Origin of the sequence: Kibdelosporangium phytohabitans, from assembly GCF_001302585.1 — a bacterium.
In the GTDB taxonomy this organism is placed as follows: domain Bacteria; phylum Actinomycetota; class Actinomycetes; order Mycobacteriales; family Pseudonocardiaceae; genus Kibdelosporangium; species Kibdelosporangium phytohabitans.
Genome location: NZ_CP012752.1, coordinates 6,902,824 through 6,920,168, shown reverse-complemented (window position 1 = coordinate 6,920,168; position 17,345 = coordinate 6,902,824). Strand labels below are relative to the sequence as shown.

Annotated in this window: 11 protein-coding genes; 6 read left to right on the top strand and 5 right to left on the bottom strand. The window is 69.1% G+C overall.

Features of this window, described 5'->3' with window-relative positions; translation table 11 throughout:
* Positions 1 to 8: 8 nt before the first annotated feature.
* The 4 genes from AOZ06_RS31085 to AOZ06_RS31070 form a co-directional block, all read right to left on the bottom strand.
* Entirely contained in the window at positions 9 to 944 is a 936-nt protein-coding gene (locus tag AOZ06_RS31085) for a hypothetical protein (protein WP_054292649.1), read from the bottom strand.
* Between the two features lie 74 nt (positions 945 to 1,018).
* The gene (locus AOZ06_RS31080) at positions 1,019 to 2,545 is read right to left on the bottom strand and encodes a class I SAM-dependent methyltransferase (protein ID WP_054292648.1); all 1,527 of its coding nucleotides are present in this window, start codon (positions 2,543 to 2,545) and stop codon (positions 1,019 to 1,021) included.
* A 117-nt stretch (positions 2,546 to 2,662) separates the two neighbouring features.
* Positions 2,663 to 3,217 (bottom strand): dihydrofolate reductase family protein, encoded by a 555-nt coding sequence (locus AOZ06_RS31075; protein WP_054292647.1) that lies wholly within the window; start codon positions 3,215 to 3,217, stop codon positions 2,663 to 2,665.
* A gap of 61 nt (positions 3,218 to 3,278) precedes the next feature.
* Positions 3,279 to 4,937 carry an MFS transporter gene (locus tag AOZ06_RS31070; RefSeq protein WP_063810144.1) on the bottom strand — a complete coding sequence of 553 codons (1,659 nt, stop codon included), beginning with the start codon at positions 4,935 to 4,937 and terminating at the stop codon, positions 3,279 to 3,281.
* Between the two features lie 224 nt (positions 4,938 to 5,161).
* On the opposite strand from AOZ06_RS31070, the gene AOZ06_RS31065 reads away from it, so the two are divergent.
* The 6 genes from AOZ06_RS31065 (at position 5,162) to AOZ06_RS31040 (ending at position 16,115) form a co-directional block, all read left to right on the top strand.
* A complete protein-coding gene (locus AOZ06_RS31065) occupies positions 5,162 to 6,013 on the top strand; it encodes an SAM-dependent methyltransferase (protein WP_054292646.1) in 852 nt (283 codons plus the stop codon).
* Between the two features lie 170 nt (positions 6,014 to 6,183).
* The gene (locus tag AOZ06_RS31060) at positions 6,184 to 8,163 is read left to right on the top strand and encodes a CRTAC1 family protein (protein WP_054292645.1); all 1,980 of its coding nucleotides are present in this window, start codon (positions 6,184 to 6,186) and stop codon (positions 8,161 to 8,163) included.
* The gene (locus tag AOZ06_RS31055) at positions 8,160 to 9,161 is read left to right on the top strand and encodes an enediyne biosynthesis protein (RefSeq protein ID WP_157233355.1); all 1,002 of its coding nucleotides are present in this window, start codon (positions 8,160 to 8,162) and stop codon (positions 9,159 to 9,161) included. Before AOZ06_RS31060 ends, AOZ06_RS31055 begins: the two co-directional genes overlap by 4 nt.
* Positions 9,158 to 15,085 (top strand): type I polyketide synthase, encoded by a 5,928-nt coding sequence (locus tag AOZ06_RS31050; protein ID WP_063810143.1) that lies wholly within the window; start codon positions 9,158 to 9,160, stop codon positions 15,083 to 15,085. Before AOZ06_RS31055 ends, AOZ06_RS31050 begins: the two co-directional genes overlap by 4 nt.
* A gap of 1 nt (position 15,086) precedes the next feature.
* A complete protein-coding gene (locus AOZ06_RS31045; protein WP_054292644.1) occupies positions 15,087 to 15,590 on the top strand; it encodes an acyl-CoA thioesterase in 504 nt (167 codons plus the stop codon).
* Positions 15,591 to 15,638: 48 nt separating this feature from the next.
* The gene (locus tag AOZ06_RS31040) at positions 15,639 to 16,115 is read left to right on the top strand and encodes a flavin reductase family protein (RefSeq protein ID WP_218921804.1); all 477 of its coding nucleotides are present in this window, start codon (positions 15,639 to 15,641) and stop codon (positions 16,113 to 16,115) included.
* A gap of 75 nt (positions 16,116 to 16,190) precedes the next feature.
* On the opposite strand, the gene AOZ06_RS31035 is transcribed toward AOZ06_RS31040, so the two are convergent.
* Entirely contained in the window at positions 16,191 to 17,009 is an 819-nt protein-coding gene (locus AOZ06_RS31035; RefSeq protein WP_225953357.1) for a helix-turn-helix transcriptional regulator, read from the bottom strand.
* Positions 17,010 to 17,345: the final 336 nt, after the last annotated feature.

The window sequence follows — 17,345 nt, the reverse complement described above, 5'->3', positions numbered from 1 at the left end:
TGCGCTGTCTACAGTGGCCAACCCAGAGTGGGATCGGTGATCTCGTCGAGGACCAGCGTCGAACCCGGCCGCGGCACCACGTCGAAGGCGATCTTGCCGCCGACCGTCTCGCCCGGCCTGACCGCCTGCGACGGGACCCGCTGCTTGACTCCCACGGCGCCGAGGCTGTTGCCCGCGGACTGCCTGACGACGGTGCCGTCGGGTTGTCTCAGCCGCACGTTGGACGCCGACACGAAGAACTCGCCGGCCTTGCCCTCGTACTTGAGTTCGGCGATGACGTACGAACCGCTCCGCGGAGCCGACCTCGGGGTGATTCCGCCTTTGGACGTGCTGACCGCCACCAGGGTCACCGCCGCGGTACCTTTGTGCTTGGTGTGGGTCAACGTCTGGTTGTACTCGGTCCTGGCCGACCCGTCGCCCGCGGTCGGTTCGGCGCCCGACAACGGCCACTGCCCGACGATCCGTTCGTCGGGGTCGACGGCCACGAGTGTCAAACCCGGGTCGTACTTGGTTTCGAACACCAGCAACCCGCTCAGGAACTTGCCCGGTTTCAGTTCGGCTGCGCCGCTGTTGTCGGGCAGCTGCTGCTGGCTGGGCACCGCGTACCGTGCGTTGCCGGTGTTGGCTTCGATGACCGAGCGGCCCGGTTTCAACAGTTTGAAATCACGTGCCATGGCCCGGTAGGAGCCGGATTTGTGCTCGAAGGTCACGCCGACCGCGAGATACGTCTCGTTCGGCGACGAGGCGTTGTCGGGCACATAGGACTCGGTGACCGCCACGAGCGTGGCAAGGGCGCTCCCGGCGTCCGTCGTGAGCGTCAGGGACTTGTTGACCAGCCGGTCCGGGCTGCTCTGCCGCCGCGTGCCGGGCTCGTCCGAACCGGACGAGCAGCCCGTGGCGAGCACCGCCGTCAGGAACACGGCGGCGACACGGGAGAAGCGCATGTCGGTATCCCATCCATCCCGTAGCGGCGGACAACGCCGGATGCTACGCGAACGCCGCGCGGGATGGACGCGTTTCAGCCTTGTTTCACCGCGGTGATGATGTACTGCTGGCCGGGCAGCTGCGCGTCGACGACTTCCAGCCGCGCGTGCGCGAGCCACGCCTCCAGGTCCGCGCGGTCGAAGAGGGTCAGGCCGTCCTTGTGGTTGGGGAACCGGTTGGAGCGCAGGAAGTGCCGGTAGATCTCGTTCTCCGCGTTCTCGAACGTGTACAGCGTGAAGCTGCCGCCCGGCCGCAGGCACCGGCCCACCTCGGCGATCGCGGCGGGCGCGACCTCGGGGAACGCCTGCAGCGCGTCCCAGCAGACCACCGCACCCACGCTGGCGTCGTCGAACGGCAGGCTCCCGGCGCTCGCCACGACCGCGGCCACGTCCGGCCGCCGGTCACGCAGGCTGGCCAGCGGACCGGGCGCGATGTCCAGCCCGATCACCCGGTCCGCGCCGACGAGTTCGGCGAGCGTGTTCGTCCACATGCCACTGCCGGCGGCCAGGTCGAGCACCGGCCCGTCGACCGGGCGGACGTGCTCGGCGATGTAGGCCTGCTCCCACTCGTGGTCGACCTGGTCCTCCCAGTTCATCCCGCACAACCGCCGGAACGCCGGCCGCGCGTACACCTCGTAGAAGTACGACATGGTCGAGATGGTCGCCAGCTGGGACAGCAGGTCACCGCTGCCGCCCGTGCTGTCGAGCAGGTTCAGAATCCCCTTGGTGATCGGGAAACCCGTGCCGCACGAGCATTCCGCCGCGCCCTGGCGCACGGTGAGCTTTCCCCGGCAGCGGGGGCAGCGCAGGGCCGTCAGGTGCGGGCCGAACAGAGCGGGGTCGTCGGCGTCGGGCGGCTCGGCCACTCGCGGCGGCTGGTCGTCCGGTGTCACCGGTGTCGGTGCGCCGTGCCGGATGGCGTAGAACGCCTTCGCGCCGGCGTGCCCGCGCACGGACTCGATGTCGTTGTGCCACTGCGACACGATCTGGATCCGCGACAGCGTCCTGATCCAGGTGTTGTCGAAGTCCTTTTCGGACGACGACATCTCGTCGTACGCCGCCGGGTACGGGAAGACCCGGCCGAGAACCGGTGCCTCCGGGTCGAGTTCGTCGAGCGAACGCTCCAAACGGGACTGGTCGTCGGGGTCGAGCCCGACTTCGCGCGCCGTGGCGAGCACCCGGTCCCGGTCGCCGGGGAAGTGCGACAGCAGGTACAGCAACGCCCAGTACAGCGGCTGCTGCCGGTTGGTTCCCCGCCACAGCGCGAGGAACCGGTCGAGCTCGGCACGCAGCACGGTCGTCACCGGGCCGCCGGTGTCCGGGACCTCGGCCTGGACGAGCAGGCCGGCCAGCTCGGCCAGGTACGCCTTGCGCAGGTCGTCGACGCGCTCCAGCCGGGACACGATCTCCTCGGCGACGGGTGACGCCAGCAGCGTCAGTTCGCCGTTGTCCCACGCGGCGCGGACAAGCTGGTGGTAGCTCGCGTCCAGCCGGTCGGGCGACGCGGTGGCGAACTGGCCGACGAGTTCCGTGATCGTGTTCGGCGTGCCGGTGACAGTCATGCTTACACTGTGCTTGACGCACACGGGTTTTCGCGTCTTCCTGCGTGCGAAAGCGGACACGGGAAGGCCCGGTCCCCGCTGGGGGTCAGGGACCGGGCCAGGTCTCGCGTGGACGTGTCAGCCGCGCGTGTAGTGCACCACCACGGTGCCCGTCTTGTGCGTCTTCACGTCAGCCAGCTCGAGGTCGACCTTGGTGTCGATCAGGAGCCTGCCCTCCGGGATCGCCGAGGGGTTCACGTGCAGGTAGTAGTCGTCGATCAGGCCGGCCTTGGCGAACGAGTTCAGCACGTCGATGCCGCCGAAGATGACCAGGTTCTTGCCGTCCTGCTCCTTGATCGGCTTGATCGCCTCGACGTCACCGAGGATCTCGGTGTTCGGCCACGCGGGGTCGGTCTCGGTCAGCGTGGACGACACGACGTACTTCTTGACGTCCTTGAACCACCGGGCGTGCCTGGCCAGGTCGGAGTCCGACTCGTCCTTGGCAGCGTCCGGCCAGAAGGTCAGGAAGTCCTCGTAGACCTTCCTGCCCAGGACCACGGCGTCGCACGTCTGGTGGATCCAGTAGGTGAATTCCCACGTCTCTTCCGAGATCTTGATCCACTCCATCTGGTCACCGGGGTCGGTGCCGAAGCCGTTCAAGGTCTGCTGCATGTACAGAACGAGATTCCGCATTGTGTCCTTCCTTGATTTCTTCGTAGCGGCGCCGCCGGTGCACGCGCGGCGCCGGGCGAGGTCAGCTCTGTGGACGGGAGCCCGCCTGGTCGGGGCTCTCGCTCGCGGGCGCACCGGTCTGCTGCGGGATCTCGGTGCCACCCGCGGCGGCCTCCCCACCTTCCGCGGGTGGCTCCTCGCCGCCGTGGCCTTCGTGGCCCATCGGCGGAACCTGGCGCAACAGGACACCGATCAGGATCGCCGCGGCGATCAGGATCACGACGCAGATCGTGGCGAACACGGTCATCCCGCTGGCGAACGAGGACTTGGCCACGTCCGTCAACTGCTGGCCGACGGCCGGTGGCAGGTCGCCTGCCACCGTCAGCGCGCTGGCCACGTTCTCCCGTGCCGCCTCCAGCGTTCCGGTGTCCACACCGGACGGTGCGGTGTCGTTGAGCTGTGCGACGTACACCGCGGCACCGATACTACCCATCACCGCGACACCCAGCGACGCGCCTGCCTCGTTGGCGACCTGCGTCATCGACGAGGACTGGCCCGCCTTCTCCGGCGGGGCCGAGCCGACGATCAGGTTGGTGCCCAGTGTCAGCAGCGGCGCCTCGCACAGGCCCATGATCGCGAACCCGATGATCAGCACGGCCGGGCTGGAGTTGACTTCCAGCTGCGTGAACCACGCGAACGCGATGGCGACACCGACGAGGCCACCCGCGATGAGGTACGCCGGTTTGATCCTCTGCCCGATGATCGGCGTGACCGTCGCGGCGATGGTGGCCACTGCCATACCCGGCAGCAGGCACAGCGCCGCGGTGAACGGCGACATGCCGGACACGGACTGCAGGAACTGGGTGATGAAGAACATGCTCGACGCGCCGATGAGGGCGTAGAGCACCAGACCGCCGAGCATGGTGCTGAAGGAGCGGTTGCTGAACAGCGACAGGTCCATGAACGGGTTGGTCTGGTGGCGCTGCCGCCGCACGAACACCACGGCGAGCGCGATACCCGCGAGCCCGATGAGGATCGGTACCACCTCGCCCCAGCCGTGCCGGGCGACTTCCTTGAGGCCGTAGATGAACGCGATCATCGCGACCACCGACAGCAGCGCGCTCACCAGGTCCAGCTTGCCCGCGTCGGCGTCCTTGTACTCCGGCACCAGCACCGGCAGGAGCACCAGCAGCAGCACCATGACCGGGATTCCGATGAGGAACACCGAACCCCACCAGAAGTGCGCCAGCATCAGGCCGCCGACGACCGGGCCGAGGATCGAGCCGAGCGTGAACCCGCCCGCCCAGATGCCGATGGCCATGCCCATCTGCTTGGGGTCGCGGAACATGTTGGTGATCAGCGCCAATGTGGACGGTGCCAGCGTCGCGCCCGCGATACCGAGCAGGGCACGCGCGATGATCAGCATCTCGGCGCTGGTGGCGAACGCGCACAGCGCCGACGCGATCGCGAAGCACGTCGCGCCGATCATCAGCAGTCTGCGCCTGCCGATCTTGTCGCCGAGCGTGCCCATCGTGATCAGGAAACCGCCGACGAGGAAGCCGTAGATGTCGAGTATCCACAGCTGCTGGACAGTGCTCGGCCGCAGGTCCGCCGTGATCTCCGGCAGGGCGAGCAGGAGCACGAACATGTCGAACGTGATCATCAAGGTTGCCAGGGACAGGGCCAGCAAGCCGGCCCATTCCCGGCGACCGGCCCTGGGCGGGGCTTGATCGATAGTCACCCTGTGTCCTCCGGTTCGCGTGGGCGGGGTGGGTCCTACTCACACGACGAGCGAGGGGGCGGCGATTCAACAACGACCGCCGAAGAGTTTCCGGATTACTCCGAACGGGTGAAGCGCTGGGGTCGCCGGGCCGCCCGGCCGCGACAGCATTCTCGAAGGTGATCGAGCGTGTTCGCCCTGTAAGCATGGGTGGACCAGGAGGGCACCAGCACGGGGAGGCCGATATGTCCGGGCCCAACACAAGTGGCAGCGCCGTGGCCGGTGACCCGGCCGAGTCCGACGTCGCCAAGTTCAACGACGTCGTCGGCCGGATCCTCACGGCCATCTGGGGCGACAACTACCACTCGGGCTACTGGGAGTCCGAACACGACACCTCGTCCAACGAGATCGCGCAGTGGCGGATGAACGACCTCATGGTCAAGAAGCTGGGTGTGACGGCCGGTCAGCGTGTGCTCGACGCGGGCTGCGGCGTCGGCGCGCCCGCGTTCCAGCTGGCCGAGACCACCGGCGCGAGCGTGGTCGGCGTGACCATCACCCGGTCGCACGTGGACGGTTTCATCGAGCGGGCGCAGCAGCGCGGCCTGACGCACCTCGTGTCGGCCGAGCTGATCGATGTGCTGGACATGCCGTACGCCGACGACAGCTTCGACGCGTCGTGGGTGTGCGAGTCGTTCATCAACATCGAACGGCCCAGCGGCATGAAGGCGATCGCCCGCGTGCTCAAGCCCGGCGGGCGGCTGGTGTTCAGCGACCTGCTGGCACCCGAGCGCGGGGTCTCCGACTCCGACGAGGCCCGCACCGACATGCTCGACACGATGGAGATGGCCGAACTGCCGTCGAGGGCGCAGATCACCCAGTGGCTCACCGACGCCGGGTTCGTCGACATCGAGATGCAGGACATCACCCCGCACGTCCGGCTCACCGCCGACCGGATGGCCGCGGGCGCCAAGAAGAGCTACGACGCGATGGTCGCCGAACTCGGGCCGGATGCGGCCGAGATCCTCGACCAGCTGATGACGTCGATCGATTTCGACTACGTCATCGTGAGCGCGAACCTCAAGGGCGCGAAAGCCTGACAACCCACCCGGGCCGCCATTCGCCGAGCCCGGTTCTCCATTCCGAGCGTTGAAAGCGTGCCGCCGACCCATTCGGCACGCTTCATCGCGCATGTCCGTGTCCGAAACTCAAACGGGACGCTTGATGACGACTTTTTCTTTATCCGCAATTCCGCGAGGAGACGTCGATAATGCCCGCTGAAAGTGCCCGCAAGTCGGTCCCCATCCTCGCCGTCATCATCACGCTCCTGGCGCTCTACCTGACCGGCCAGAGCGCGGTGGCGGTGGGTGACGCGGACGAGACCGCCAAGGCGTACAAGTTCAAGGAACTGCCGATCCCGCTGCCCGCCGGGTACAACGACCAGCCGATGAAGAGCCTGCGGCAGGTCAACCCGGCCTACGCGCACATCGTCGCCTGGATCTCGGGGATCGGCGCGTCCGTGGCGATCAACGACCTCACCGGGCACGGCCGGGCCAACTCGATGTGCCTGGTCGACCCGCGCACCGACGACGTGATCGTCACCCACACGCCGACCGCTCCCGAGCAGGACCGGTTCACGCCGTTCATCCTGGACCCGGCGCCGATGCCGATGAACGACACGATGGCGCCGACCCAGTGCACCCCCGGCGACTACAACGTCGACGGCCGGATGGACATCCTGGTGTCGTACTGGGGCCGCACGCCGATCCTGTTCCTGGCCAAGTCCGACGCGACGACCGTCGGCAACAGCGCCTACCAGCGCCAGGAGCTCGTCCCGACCGAGTCGGCCGACGGCCGCTACCACGGGCCGAAGTGGAACACCGACGCCGTGCACGTCGGCGACTACGACGGCGACGCCCGGCCGGACATCTTCGTCGGCAACTACTTCCGCGACTCGGACATGCTCGACCCGGACGGCCAGGCCAACGTCGAGATGAACAACTCGATGTCCAGCGCGAAGAACGCCGGCGGCGGGCACGTGCTGCGCTGGTACAGCGCCACGTCGGGACCGCAGCCGACCGCCGCGTACGTGCGGGAGCCCAAGGCGATCCCGTACGAGGCGTCGACCGGCTGGACGCTGTCGGCGTCCGGCGCGGACCTAGACGGCGACGGGCTGACCGAGCTGTACATCGGCAACGACTTCGGCCACGACTACCTGCTGCACAACCGCTCCAAGCCCGGCGAGATCCGGTTCGGGATCGCGACGGGGTCGCGCTCGCCGATCACGCCGAAGTCGTTCCGCCTCGGCGGCGACTCCTTCAAGGGCATGGGCGTCGACTTCGCCGACCCGAGCAGCAAGGGCCGCTTCGACATCATGGTCAGCAACATCACCTCCGCGTGGGGCCTGCAGGAGAGCAACTTCTTCTGGGAGAACAACGCGCGCGACAACGCCGACATGCGCGCCCAGCTCAGCGAGGGCGACGCACCGTTCACCCAGGAGGCCGAGAACCACGGCCTGGCGTGGACCGGCTGGTGCTGGGACGTGAAGTTCGGCGACTTCCTCAACAACGGCAACCTCGACATCGTCCAGTCGGACGGGTTCATCAAGGGCGAGCGCAACCGGTGGAACTGGCTGCAGGAGCTGGCGATCACCAACGACGTGCTGATGAGCAACCCGAACATGTGGCCGAACATGAAGGAGGGCGACGACCTCGCCGGTGACGACGAGGTGGCCTTCTACGCCAAGAAGGCGGACGGCAAGTACGTCAACATCTCCGAACAGCTGGGGTTCGACGTGCGGATCCCGTCGCGTGCCATCGCCACCGGTGACACCACCGGCACCGGCGCGCTCGACTTCGCCGTCGCACGGCAATGGGGCCCGTCCTCGTTCTACGCCAACGAGTCGCCCGGCCGCGGCAATGTCCTGAACCTGAAGCTGTACCAGCCGTCCGCGAACGCCGGTGACCGGTCGGGCCTGTCCGGCCTCGGCGTGCCCGCGTACGGCGCCACGGTCAGCGTCACCACCGCCGACGGCCGCACCCAGCTGTCGCACCTGGACGGCGGCGGCGGGCACAGCGGGTTCCGCAGCTTCGAGGTCCGGTTCGGCCTCGGCAAGTCCACCAGCCCGGTGAAGGCGACCCTGAACTGGCGGGACGCCGGCGGGCAGCTGCGCAACCAGACCATCGACCTGGCTCCCGGCACGCGTTCGCTGATGCTGACGAGCACCGCGCAGGAGGTTCCGACCCGATGACCACCACCGTCCGGCCGCCGGAGATCACCACGGCGCCAACGCCGGGACCCCCGGCGACACCGGCGAAACCCAAGCCGGATCCGCGTTACCTGGCGTTGCGCAACTTCGCGATGTCGATCTCCGTGTTCAACATCTTCGGATACACCCTGCTGGGCTTCGAACAGCCGTGGCTGTGGCCGATCTTCAGCGTGCTCGTCGGGTACACCGCCGAGATCGTGTTCGAGACCATCGCCGCCTGGGCCTACCGGCGCGCGCCGAGGTACGCCGGCCGCGGCGGCCGCGGGATGTACGAGTTCCTGCTGCCACCGCACATCACCGCCATCGCCGTGAACATGCTGCTCTACGCCAACAACCAGTTCTGGCCGATCGCGTTCGGCGTGGTGGTCGGCGTCGGCGCCAAGTACGTGCTGCAGTCGCCGATCAAGGGCCGGATGCGGCACTACATGAACCCGTCCAACTTCGGCATCGCCGTCACGCTGGTCGTGTTCAGCGCGTGGGTCAGCCTGGCGCCGCCGTACGAGTTCACCGAGAACGCCAACACGTTCTGGCGCGTGATGATCCCGGTCATCATCATCACCGCGGGCACGACCATCAACGGCCTGCTGACCAAGCGCATCCCGTTGATCGTCGGGTGGCTCGGCGGCTTCGCCATCCAGGCGTTCCTGCGCAACTGGTGGTTCGACGTGTCGCTCTACGGCGCGCTCGGCGTGATGACGGGCGTCGCGTTCATCCTGTTCACCAACTACATGATCACCGACCCGGGCACGACACCCATGAAGGGCAAGGCCCAGTTCATGTTCGGCAGCTCCGTGGCGATGACGTACGGGCTGCTGATGGTGTTCGACGTGGTTTACACCATGTTCTTCGCGACCGCGCTCGTCTGCCTGGTGCGCGGCCTCAGCGGGTGGGTCGGCCACCTCAGGCAGAAGAGCAAGCAGAAGCGGGCCATGGCCATCAGGGCGGACATTCTGCGCAACGGGGAGGCATCGACATCATGAGCGATCGGATCGCGGTCATCGGCATGGCCTGTCGGTACCCGGACGCCACATCGCCGACGGAACTGTGGCACAACGTGCTGGCCGGGCGCAGGGCGTTCCGGCGGATCCCGGACGAGCGGATGCGCCAGTCCGACTACTACAGCCCGGACCCGACTGTGCCGGACCGGTTCTACGCACCGAACGCGGCGGTCATCGAGGGCTGGGAGTTCGACCGGGTGGCGTACCGGATCGCGGGCAGCACCTTCCGCGCCACGGACACCACGCACTGGCTGACGCTCGACACCGTCGCACACGCCTTGCAGGACGCGGGTTTCCCCAACGGCGACGGCCTGGACAAGCAGAACACCGGCGTGATGATCGGCAACACGCTGACCGGCGAGTTCGCCCGTGCCAACCTGTTGCGGCTGCGGTGGCCGTACGTGCGCCGCGTGGTCGGCGCGACCCTGCGCGAACAGGGCTGGACCGATTCGCAGCTGACGTCGTTCCTCGACCAGCTGGAGACCCGGTACAAGCAGCCGTTCCCCAAGGTCGACGAGGACTTCCTCGCCGGTGGCATGTCCAACACCATCGCGGGCCGCGTGTGCAACTACTTCGACTTCGCCGGTGGCGGGTTCACGGTGGACGCGGCGTGCTCCTCGTCGGTGCTGTCGGTCGCGACCGCCTGTGACGCGCTGCTGGAAGGCAAGATCACCACCGCCATCGCCGGTGGTGTCGACCTGAGCATCGACCCGTTCGAGGTGATCGGGTTCGCCAAGACCGGTGCGCTGTCCACCAGCGAGATGCGCATCTACGACCGCGACTCCAACGGTTTCTGGCCGGGCGAGGGCTGCGGCGTGCTCGTGCTGATGCGTGACGAGGAGGCGAAGGCCAAGGGCCTCAAGCGGTACGCCACCATCGCCGGCTGGGGCTACTCCTCCGACGGCAAGGGCGGCATCACCCGCCCGGAGGCCAGCGGCCACCACCTGGCGCTGACCAGGGCGTACGCCAAGGCCGGCTTCGGCATCGACAAGGTGGCCTACGTGGAGGGCCACGGCACCGGCACGGCCGTCGGCGACGACACCGAGCTGCGGGTCTTCACCGAGGCGCGCAACGCCGCCGACCCGAACTCGCCCGCGCTGGCGATCGGCACGATCAAGGGCAACATCGGGCACACCAAGGCCGCCGCCGGTGTCGCCGGTCTGCTCAAGACGATCATGGCGCTGCACCACAAGGTGATCCCGCCCGCCACCGGTCACACCAAGCCGCACCCGCGGCTGACCGGCGACAACCCGGCGGTGCGCGTCCCGAACTCGGCCGAGCCGTGGCCGGCGACGGAGTGGCCGGCGCGTGCCGGTATCTCCTCGCTCGGTTTCGGTGGCATCAACACCCACATGGTGCTCGAGCACGCCGACGCGGCGGCCGAGTCGGCCAACGGGCACAGCCCGGCCCAGATCGTGAAGGGGCGCCAGGACGCCGAGCTGCTGTTGTTCGACGCCAACAGCATCGCGGAGCTGCGCACCAAGCTCAAGCAGGTCGCGGCGCTGGCGTTCCGGATGTCGTTCGCCGAGCTGGCCGACGTCGCCGCGACGCTGGCAGGCGGCCTCGGCGGCAGGCCGATCAGGGCGGCTGTCCTGGCGACTGCGCCGGACCAGGCACGGCAACGGATCGAGACGATCCTGTCGATGCTCGGCAGCGGCGTGCGGGCGATGCTGGACATCCCCAACGGCGTGTTCCTCGGCACCGCGGGTGCCCAGCCGCGCATCGGCCTGCTGTTCCCCGGCCAGGGGGTCGGCGGCAGCGGCGACGGCGGTGCCATCCGGCGCCGGTTCGAGGTGGTCGACGACCTGTACCGGAACAACGCGATCGCGTCCAACGGTGACCTGTCGGCGACGGTCGTGGCGCAGCCGCGGATCATCACGGCGTCGGTCAGCGGCCTGCGGATGCTGGACGCGCTGGGCATCGAGGCGGTCGGCGCGGCCGGTCAGAGCCTCGGCGAGCTCGCGGCCCTGCACTGGGGCGGCGCGATCGACGAGAAGACCGTGCTGGACATCGCCGCCGCGCGTGGCAAGGCACTCGGCCAGATCGACAAGGGCGACGGCACGATGGCCGCGATCCTGGCCGCGCCGGAGGACGTCACCGCCCTGCTCGAGGGCGAGCCGGTCGTCATCTCCGGCTACAACAGCCCGCAGCAGACGGTGGTGTCCGGTCCGGTCGCCGCGGTCGAGCGGGTCTGCGTGCGCGCCGGTGAACACGGCCTGACCGCGACCAGGTTCCCGGTGTCGCAGGCGTTCCACTCCGACCTGGTGGCGCCGGCGACCGACCTGCTGCGGGCGCACCTGCGGCAGCAGTCGTTCCAGCCGCTGGCCCGGACCGTGATCTCCACGGTCACCGCCGAGCCGCTCGGTGCGGACACCGACTTCGTCGAACTGCTCGCCAGGCACATCATCGCGCCCGTCCGGCTGACCGAGGCCGTGCAGCAGCTGGCCGACGAGGTCGACCTGCTGGTGGACGTCGGCCCGGGCCGCGTGGTCGGCCGGCTGGCCGAGGAGATCGCGCCGTTCGTGTCGGTGGTGTCCATGGAGACCGACAGCCCGTCGCTGTCCGGCCTGCTCAGGACGGTCGGCGCGGCGTTCGCGCTCGGTGCCCCGATCCGCACCGAGGTGTTGTTCGACGGCCGGTTCACCAAGCCGCTGCCGCTGGACAAGGAGTTCAAGTTCTTCGTCAGCCCGGCCGAGCTGGCCCCGATCGAGGACGGCACGATCCCCGGGGCCGACGTGCTGGCCGCGCTCGGCGGCGGCAGCGGCAACGGCGGCACTCCCGTCGCGCAACGGGGAACCAACGGCGGCGCCGCGGGGCTGCAGCCCGTCGCGGCACCGGCACCCGCACCGGTCGCGGCCCCGGCCGGTGCGGCTGCCCCCGCCGCCGCTCCCGCGCCTGCCCCTGTCGCGGCAGGCGGGAACATCGCCGAGAGCAGCCTGGAGATCCTGCGCAAGCTCGCGGCCGAACGCGCCGAGCTGCCACTCGAGGCGGTGCGCCCGGACAGCTTGCCGCTGGACGAGTTGCACCTCAGCTCGATCACGGTCGGCCAGATCGTCACCCAGGCCTCCCGCGACCTCGGGCTGCCGCCGCCGGTGACCACGTCCGCGTTCGCCACGTCCACGCTGGCCGAGCTGGCCGCGGCGCTGGTGCAGGCGAGCGAGGCGCCGCAGCAGGAGCCGGAGGAACGGGTCGTTCCCGGTGTGGCGCCGTGGGTGCGTGCCTTCAAGATGGACATGGTGCCGACCAAGGTCGGTGCCGCCACCGAGGAGGAGACCGGCGGCGAGTGGCAGCTGTTCACAGTGGACGGACACCCGTTCGCGGGCGAGCTGCGCACCGCGCTGAGCAACGCCAAGCTGGGCAACGGGGTGGTGCTCGCCGTCCCGGCCGACCCGGAGGAGCACGTCGGCACGATGCTGGCCGCGGCCCGTGCCGCGGTGGCGCAGTCGGGCCCCGCCCGGTTCGTGGTCGTCGGTGACCGCAAGGGCGCCAGCGGCCTCGCCAAGACGCTGCACCTGGAGGCGCCCACGGTGAAGACGACCGTGGTCACGCTGCCGCTGGCACAGCAGCCCGCCGACGTGGTGTCCCGGCTCGTCGCCGACGTGGCGGCCACCCAGGACTTCAGCGAGGTGCACTACGACGAGTCCGGCACCCGGCGGGTGCCCGTGCTGCGGCCGGTCACGCTCACACCCGCGGCCGATTTCGAGCCGCTGGGCAAGAACGACGTGCTGCTGGCGACGGGTGGCGGCAAGGGCATCACCGCCGAGTGCGCGCTGGCACTGGCCAAGGACTCCGGCGCGTCGGTCGCGCTGCTGGAACGGTCCGACCTCAACGACCCGGAGCTGGCCGAGAACCTGCGCCGGTTCAAGGCCGCGGGCGTGCGGTGCCACTACGTGCGCGCCGACGTCACGAAGGCCGAGCAGGTCCGGGCGGCCATGGCGGAGGTCCGCACGGTCCTCGGCCCGGTCACCGCGTTGCTGCACGGCGCGGGCCGCAACGAGCCCAAGCCGATCACCAGCCTGGACGAGGAGTCCTTCCGCGCCACGCTGGCGCCGAAGGTCAGCGGCCTGGGCATCGTGCTCGACGAGGTGGACGCGTCCGGTCTGCGGTTGCTGATCACGTTCGGCAGCATCATCGGCCGGGCGGGCATGCACGGCAACGCCGACTACTCCACGGCCAACGACTGGATGACCGACCTGACGCTGCGCACGGGCGAGCTGAACCCGGCCTGCCGCAGCATCGCGCTGGAGTGGTCGGTGTGGACGGGCGTCGGCATGGGCGAGAAGCTGGGCGCGGTCGAGTCGCTCGTGCGCCAAGGTGTCTCGCCGATCTCCACGGAGAACGGCATCCGGCTGCTCAGCGAGGTGCTCGCCGACCCGCAGGCGTCCGGCGCGATGGTCGTGATGGGCCGTGCGGAGAACCTGCCGACCATCACGCAGGAAGCCAGGGAACTGCCGCTGCTGCGGTTCGTCGACCGGCCGCAGGTCCAGTTCCCCGGCGTTGAGCTGGTGGTGGACGCGGACCTGTCCGCGGACGACGACCCGTACCTGCGTGACCACACGCTGGACGGCAACCTGATCTTCCCCGCGGTGCTGGGCATGGAGGCGATGGCGCAGGCGGCCACCGCGCTGACCGGGCGGCACGACATCCCGGTGCTCGAGGACGTCGAGCTGCTGCGGCCGATCGTGGTGCCGGACACCGGCAAGGCGACCATCCGGATCGCCGTGCTGGCCGACTCGGACTCGGTGGTGCGCGCGGTCATCCGGACCGCCGACACCGACTTCCAGGCCGACCACTTCCGCGCCACGCTGCGCTACGACCGGCAACCGCTCACCGGTGACCCGGTCGACACCGGCACGCCGTCGCTGCCGATCGACCCGGCGAGCCAGCTCTACGGCTCCACCCTGTTCCAAAGTGGACGGTTCGGCAAGCTGCTCGGCTACCGGCACCTGGCCGCGACCAGCTGCGTCGCCGAGATCTCGACCGTGCCGGGCGAGCCGTGGTTCAGCCGGTTCCTGTCCGGCGAACTGGTGCTGGCCGACCCCGGCGCCAGGGACGCGACCATGCACGGCATCCAGTGCTGCGTGCCGGACGCGACCCTGCTGCCGGTGGCCATCGAGGCACTGCACCTGGCGGACCCGGTCGCGATGCGGGACGTCAGCCAGATCCTCGTCCACGCGACCGAGCGCTGGACCGACGGCGACACCTACATCTACGACGTCGACGTGCGGGACACCGCGGGCAACCCGGTGGAACGCTGGCAAGGTCTGAAGCTGCACGCCATCCGCAAGGCGGACGGCAGCGGCCCGTGGCTGCCGGCGCTGCTCGGCCCGTACCTGGAGCGCCGCACGCAGCCGGTGCTGTCCACCCCGCTGAAGCTGGCGGTCCGGCCGGACGACCCGGGTGTCGAAAAGGGCGTCGACGGCCGCCGTGACCAGACGACGAAGGCGGTCAGCTGGGCACTCAACCGCCAGGTCGAGGTCACCCACCGGCCCGACGGGCGCCCGGAGACGCAGGGCGCGGAGATCTCCGCGTCGCACAGCGCGGGCCTGACGTTCGCGGTCGCGGACACCCACAACCGCGTGGCGTGTGACGTCGAGGTCGCGGTGACCAGGCCGGCCGACGACTGGGCGCCGCTGCTCGGTCCCGACCAGCTCGCCCTGGCCAAGCTCGTCGCGCAGGAACGCGGCGAGGACCTGTCGGTCGCGGCGACCCGAGTCTGGGGAGCCGTGGAATGCCTGCGCAAGCTCGGCCGCGCACGCATCGACGGCCTCACCGCGGGCCCGGCGCGCACCGACCAGTGGGTGCAGTTCCGGTTCGGCGACATCCGGATCGCCACGTTCGTCACGGCGTTGCGGGACATGGCCGACCCGGTGGTGTTCACCATGGTGACCGGAAGCGAGGACTGAGATGACGCCGTACTACGAACTGCGGCATCTGGTCGGCTTCGAGGAGACCACCGTCGTCGGCAACGTCTACTTCGTCAACTACATGCGGTGGCAGGGCAAGTGCCGCGAGCTGTTCCTGCTGGAGAACGCGCCCGACGTGCTGGAGAACTTCGGCGAGGAGCTGATCCTGTTCACCACCAAGGTCGAGTGCGAGCTCTTCGCGGAGCTGGCGCTGTTCGACGAGGTGTCCATCCGGATGCGGCTGGAGGACCTGACCCAGACCCAGATCGAGTTCGGGTTCGACTACGTCAAGCTGCGCAAGGACGGAGTGCAGGAACTGGTGGCACGGGGACGGCAGCGCGCCGCCTGCGTGAGCGGGCAGGGCGCCGCCGCCCGGCCGGCCAAGATCCCCGAGTCACTGCGCCGGGCGCTGGCGCCGTACGCGCAGGCACCCGCGGCCCCCAACGGGGGCCCGCGGGCCCCGGAGGCCGGCCAGGCTGTCGCGGCAGCGGTGCGGAACGGCTGACGCGCCATGCACCCAGCCGACCAGCGACCGCCATTGGATACCGGGGACGTGCAGGACCCGCTTCAGTTCCGCGGTGTGCTGGGCAAGTTCGCGACTGGCGTCACCGTGGTGACCGCGGGCCGGGACGTTCCGCGAGGGATGACCGTGAACGCGTTCACCTCGGTGTCGCTGCGGCCGCCGATGATCCTGGTGTGCGTGCAGCGTTCCAGCGCGATGCACCAGACCATCCTGTCCAGCGACGTGTTCGCGGTGTCGGTGTTGTCGGCCGAGCAGGCGTGGATCGCCCGGTACTTCGCCAGCCGCTCCCGTGAGCGCGGTGAACGCGAGTTCGCCCCGGTCGAGTGGGTGCCGGGCAGGCACGCCGGGGTGCGGCTGATCGCGAACGCCGTCGCCTGGATGGAGTGCCGTGTCGCCGCCGTGTACGACGGCGGCGACCACTCCATCGTGCTCGGTTCGGTGTTGTCGATCCACCGCAACCACGTGGCCGAGCCCTTGTTGTTCTACTGCGGGGATTTCCTCCGCTGAGCCCGACCACGCCGAACAGGCCGATGGCCCTCCCGTGAACATCCAGGAGGGCCATCGGTATCCACGTTCGTGGGGCTATTGAGCCTGGTACTGCACTGTCGCCTGGTACCGCAGCGACCCCTGGTACCGCACCGGTACCGGCACCGTGGTGGCGGCAGTGGTGGTCGCCGGCGCCTTCGTGTCGCCCCCAGCCGGCGGCCTGCAGCTGTCCAGTTCCGGGATGACCAGCAGGATCGGTGTGTCGATCGGCCGAGTCGGGTGCAGCACGAGGTCGACCTTGCTCGACACCCCGGCGCGCACCGACACAGGCACCCCAGAGCCCACGAACACAGGCCTTCGTTCCCACGGCTGGACATCGAAGTTGTCCGCCGCCACCGCCGCGGCGCAGACGTACCACTCACCGGGCGGAACGGCGTCGAGCAGGTAGTAGTCGGAGTAGTCGATCACGTCGCACGACACCGGGATCCCCTGCAGCACCGGGCTGGGGAACACCGCGACGTAGATCCGGATCGGCCGGTCGGTGCGGGGCAGGTGCACCTTGCCGAACACGGTCCCGCAGTGCGCCGGGTCGTCGGAGCGCCGTGGCGGCTGCAGCAGCCCGATCCCGGCCCGTGCGAGGTGCCGGTACTGGCCGGGGGCCACGCCGACGCTCTTGGCGAACCGGGTGGTGAACGTGCCGAGGCTGTTGTAGCCGACGCGGTAGGAGATGTCGGTGATGCTCAGCGACGTGCGTAAGAGCAGGTGCTTGGCCCGATAGAACCGCACCGCGGCGAGAAAACGACCTGGTGACGTCCCGGTAGTCATACGGAAGACCCTGGTAAAATGAAACTTGCTTAACAGGGCGGCACCGGCGAGATCGGTGAGCGTCAATGCCTCGTCGTATCGTTGCCACATCATCTGTATGGCTCGTTCGACTTGTTCGTACATGCAATCGCCTCCGTGAGCGGCTGCGGAAAGATCGATTTCGTTCAGCCGGGCACTTGGTGCCGACGCGGGGTCCGCTGACGTGCGACAGCTCGGCGGGAGCAGCCATGTTCGCCCGGTCGCCGCCCCAGCTGAGGCCGGTCCACCGTGTGGCAGACGGTGGCAGAAGTCGGCGGCCCCGCAGACTTTCCGGCGCGTTGTGCTTTCGCTGGGAGCAACGATAGCGAGATATTTATCATCGGACATCTATCCGATTGCTCTAACCGGGCAAGGACGAAGAAGAAGTGGCGGCGCGGGTGCGGTAGG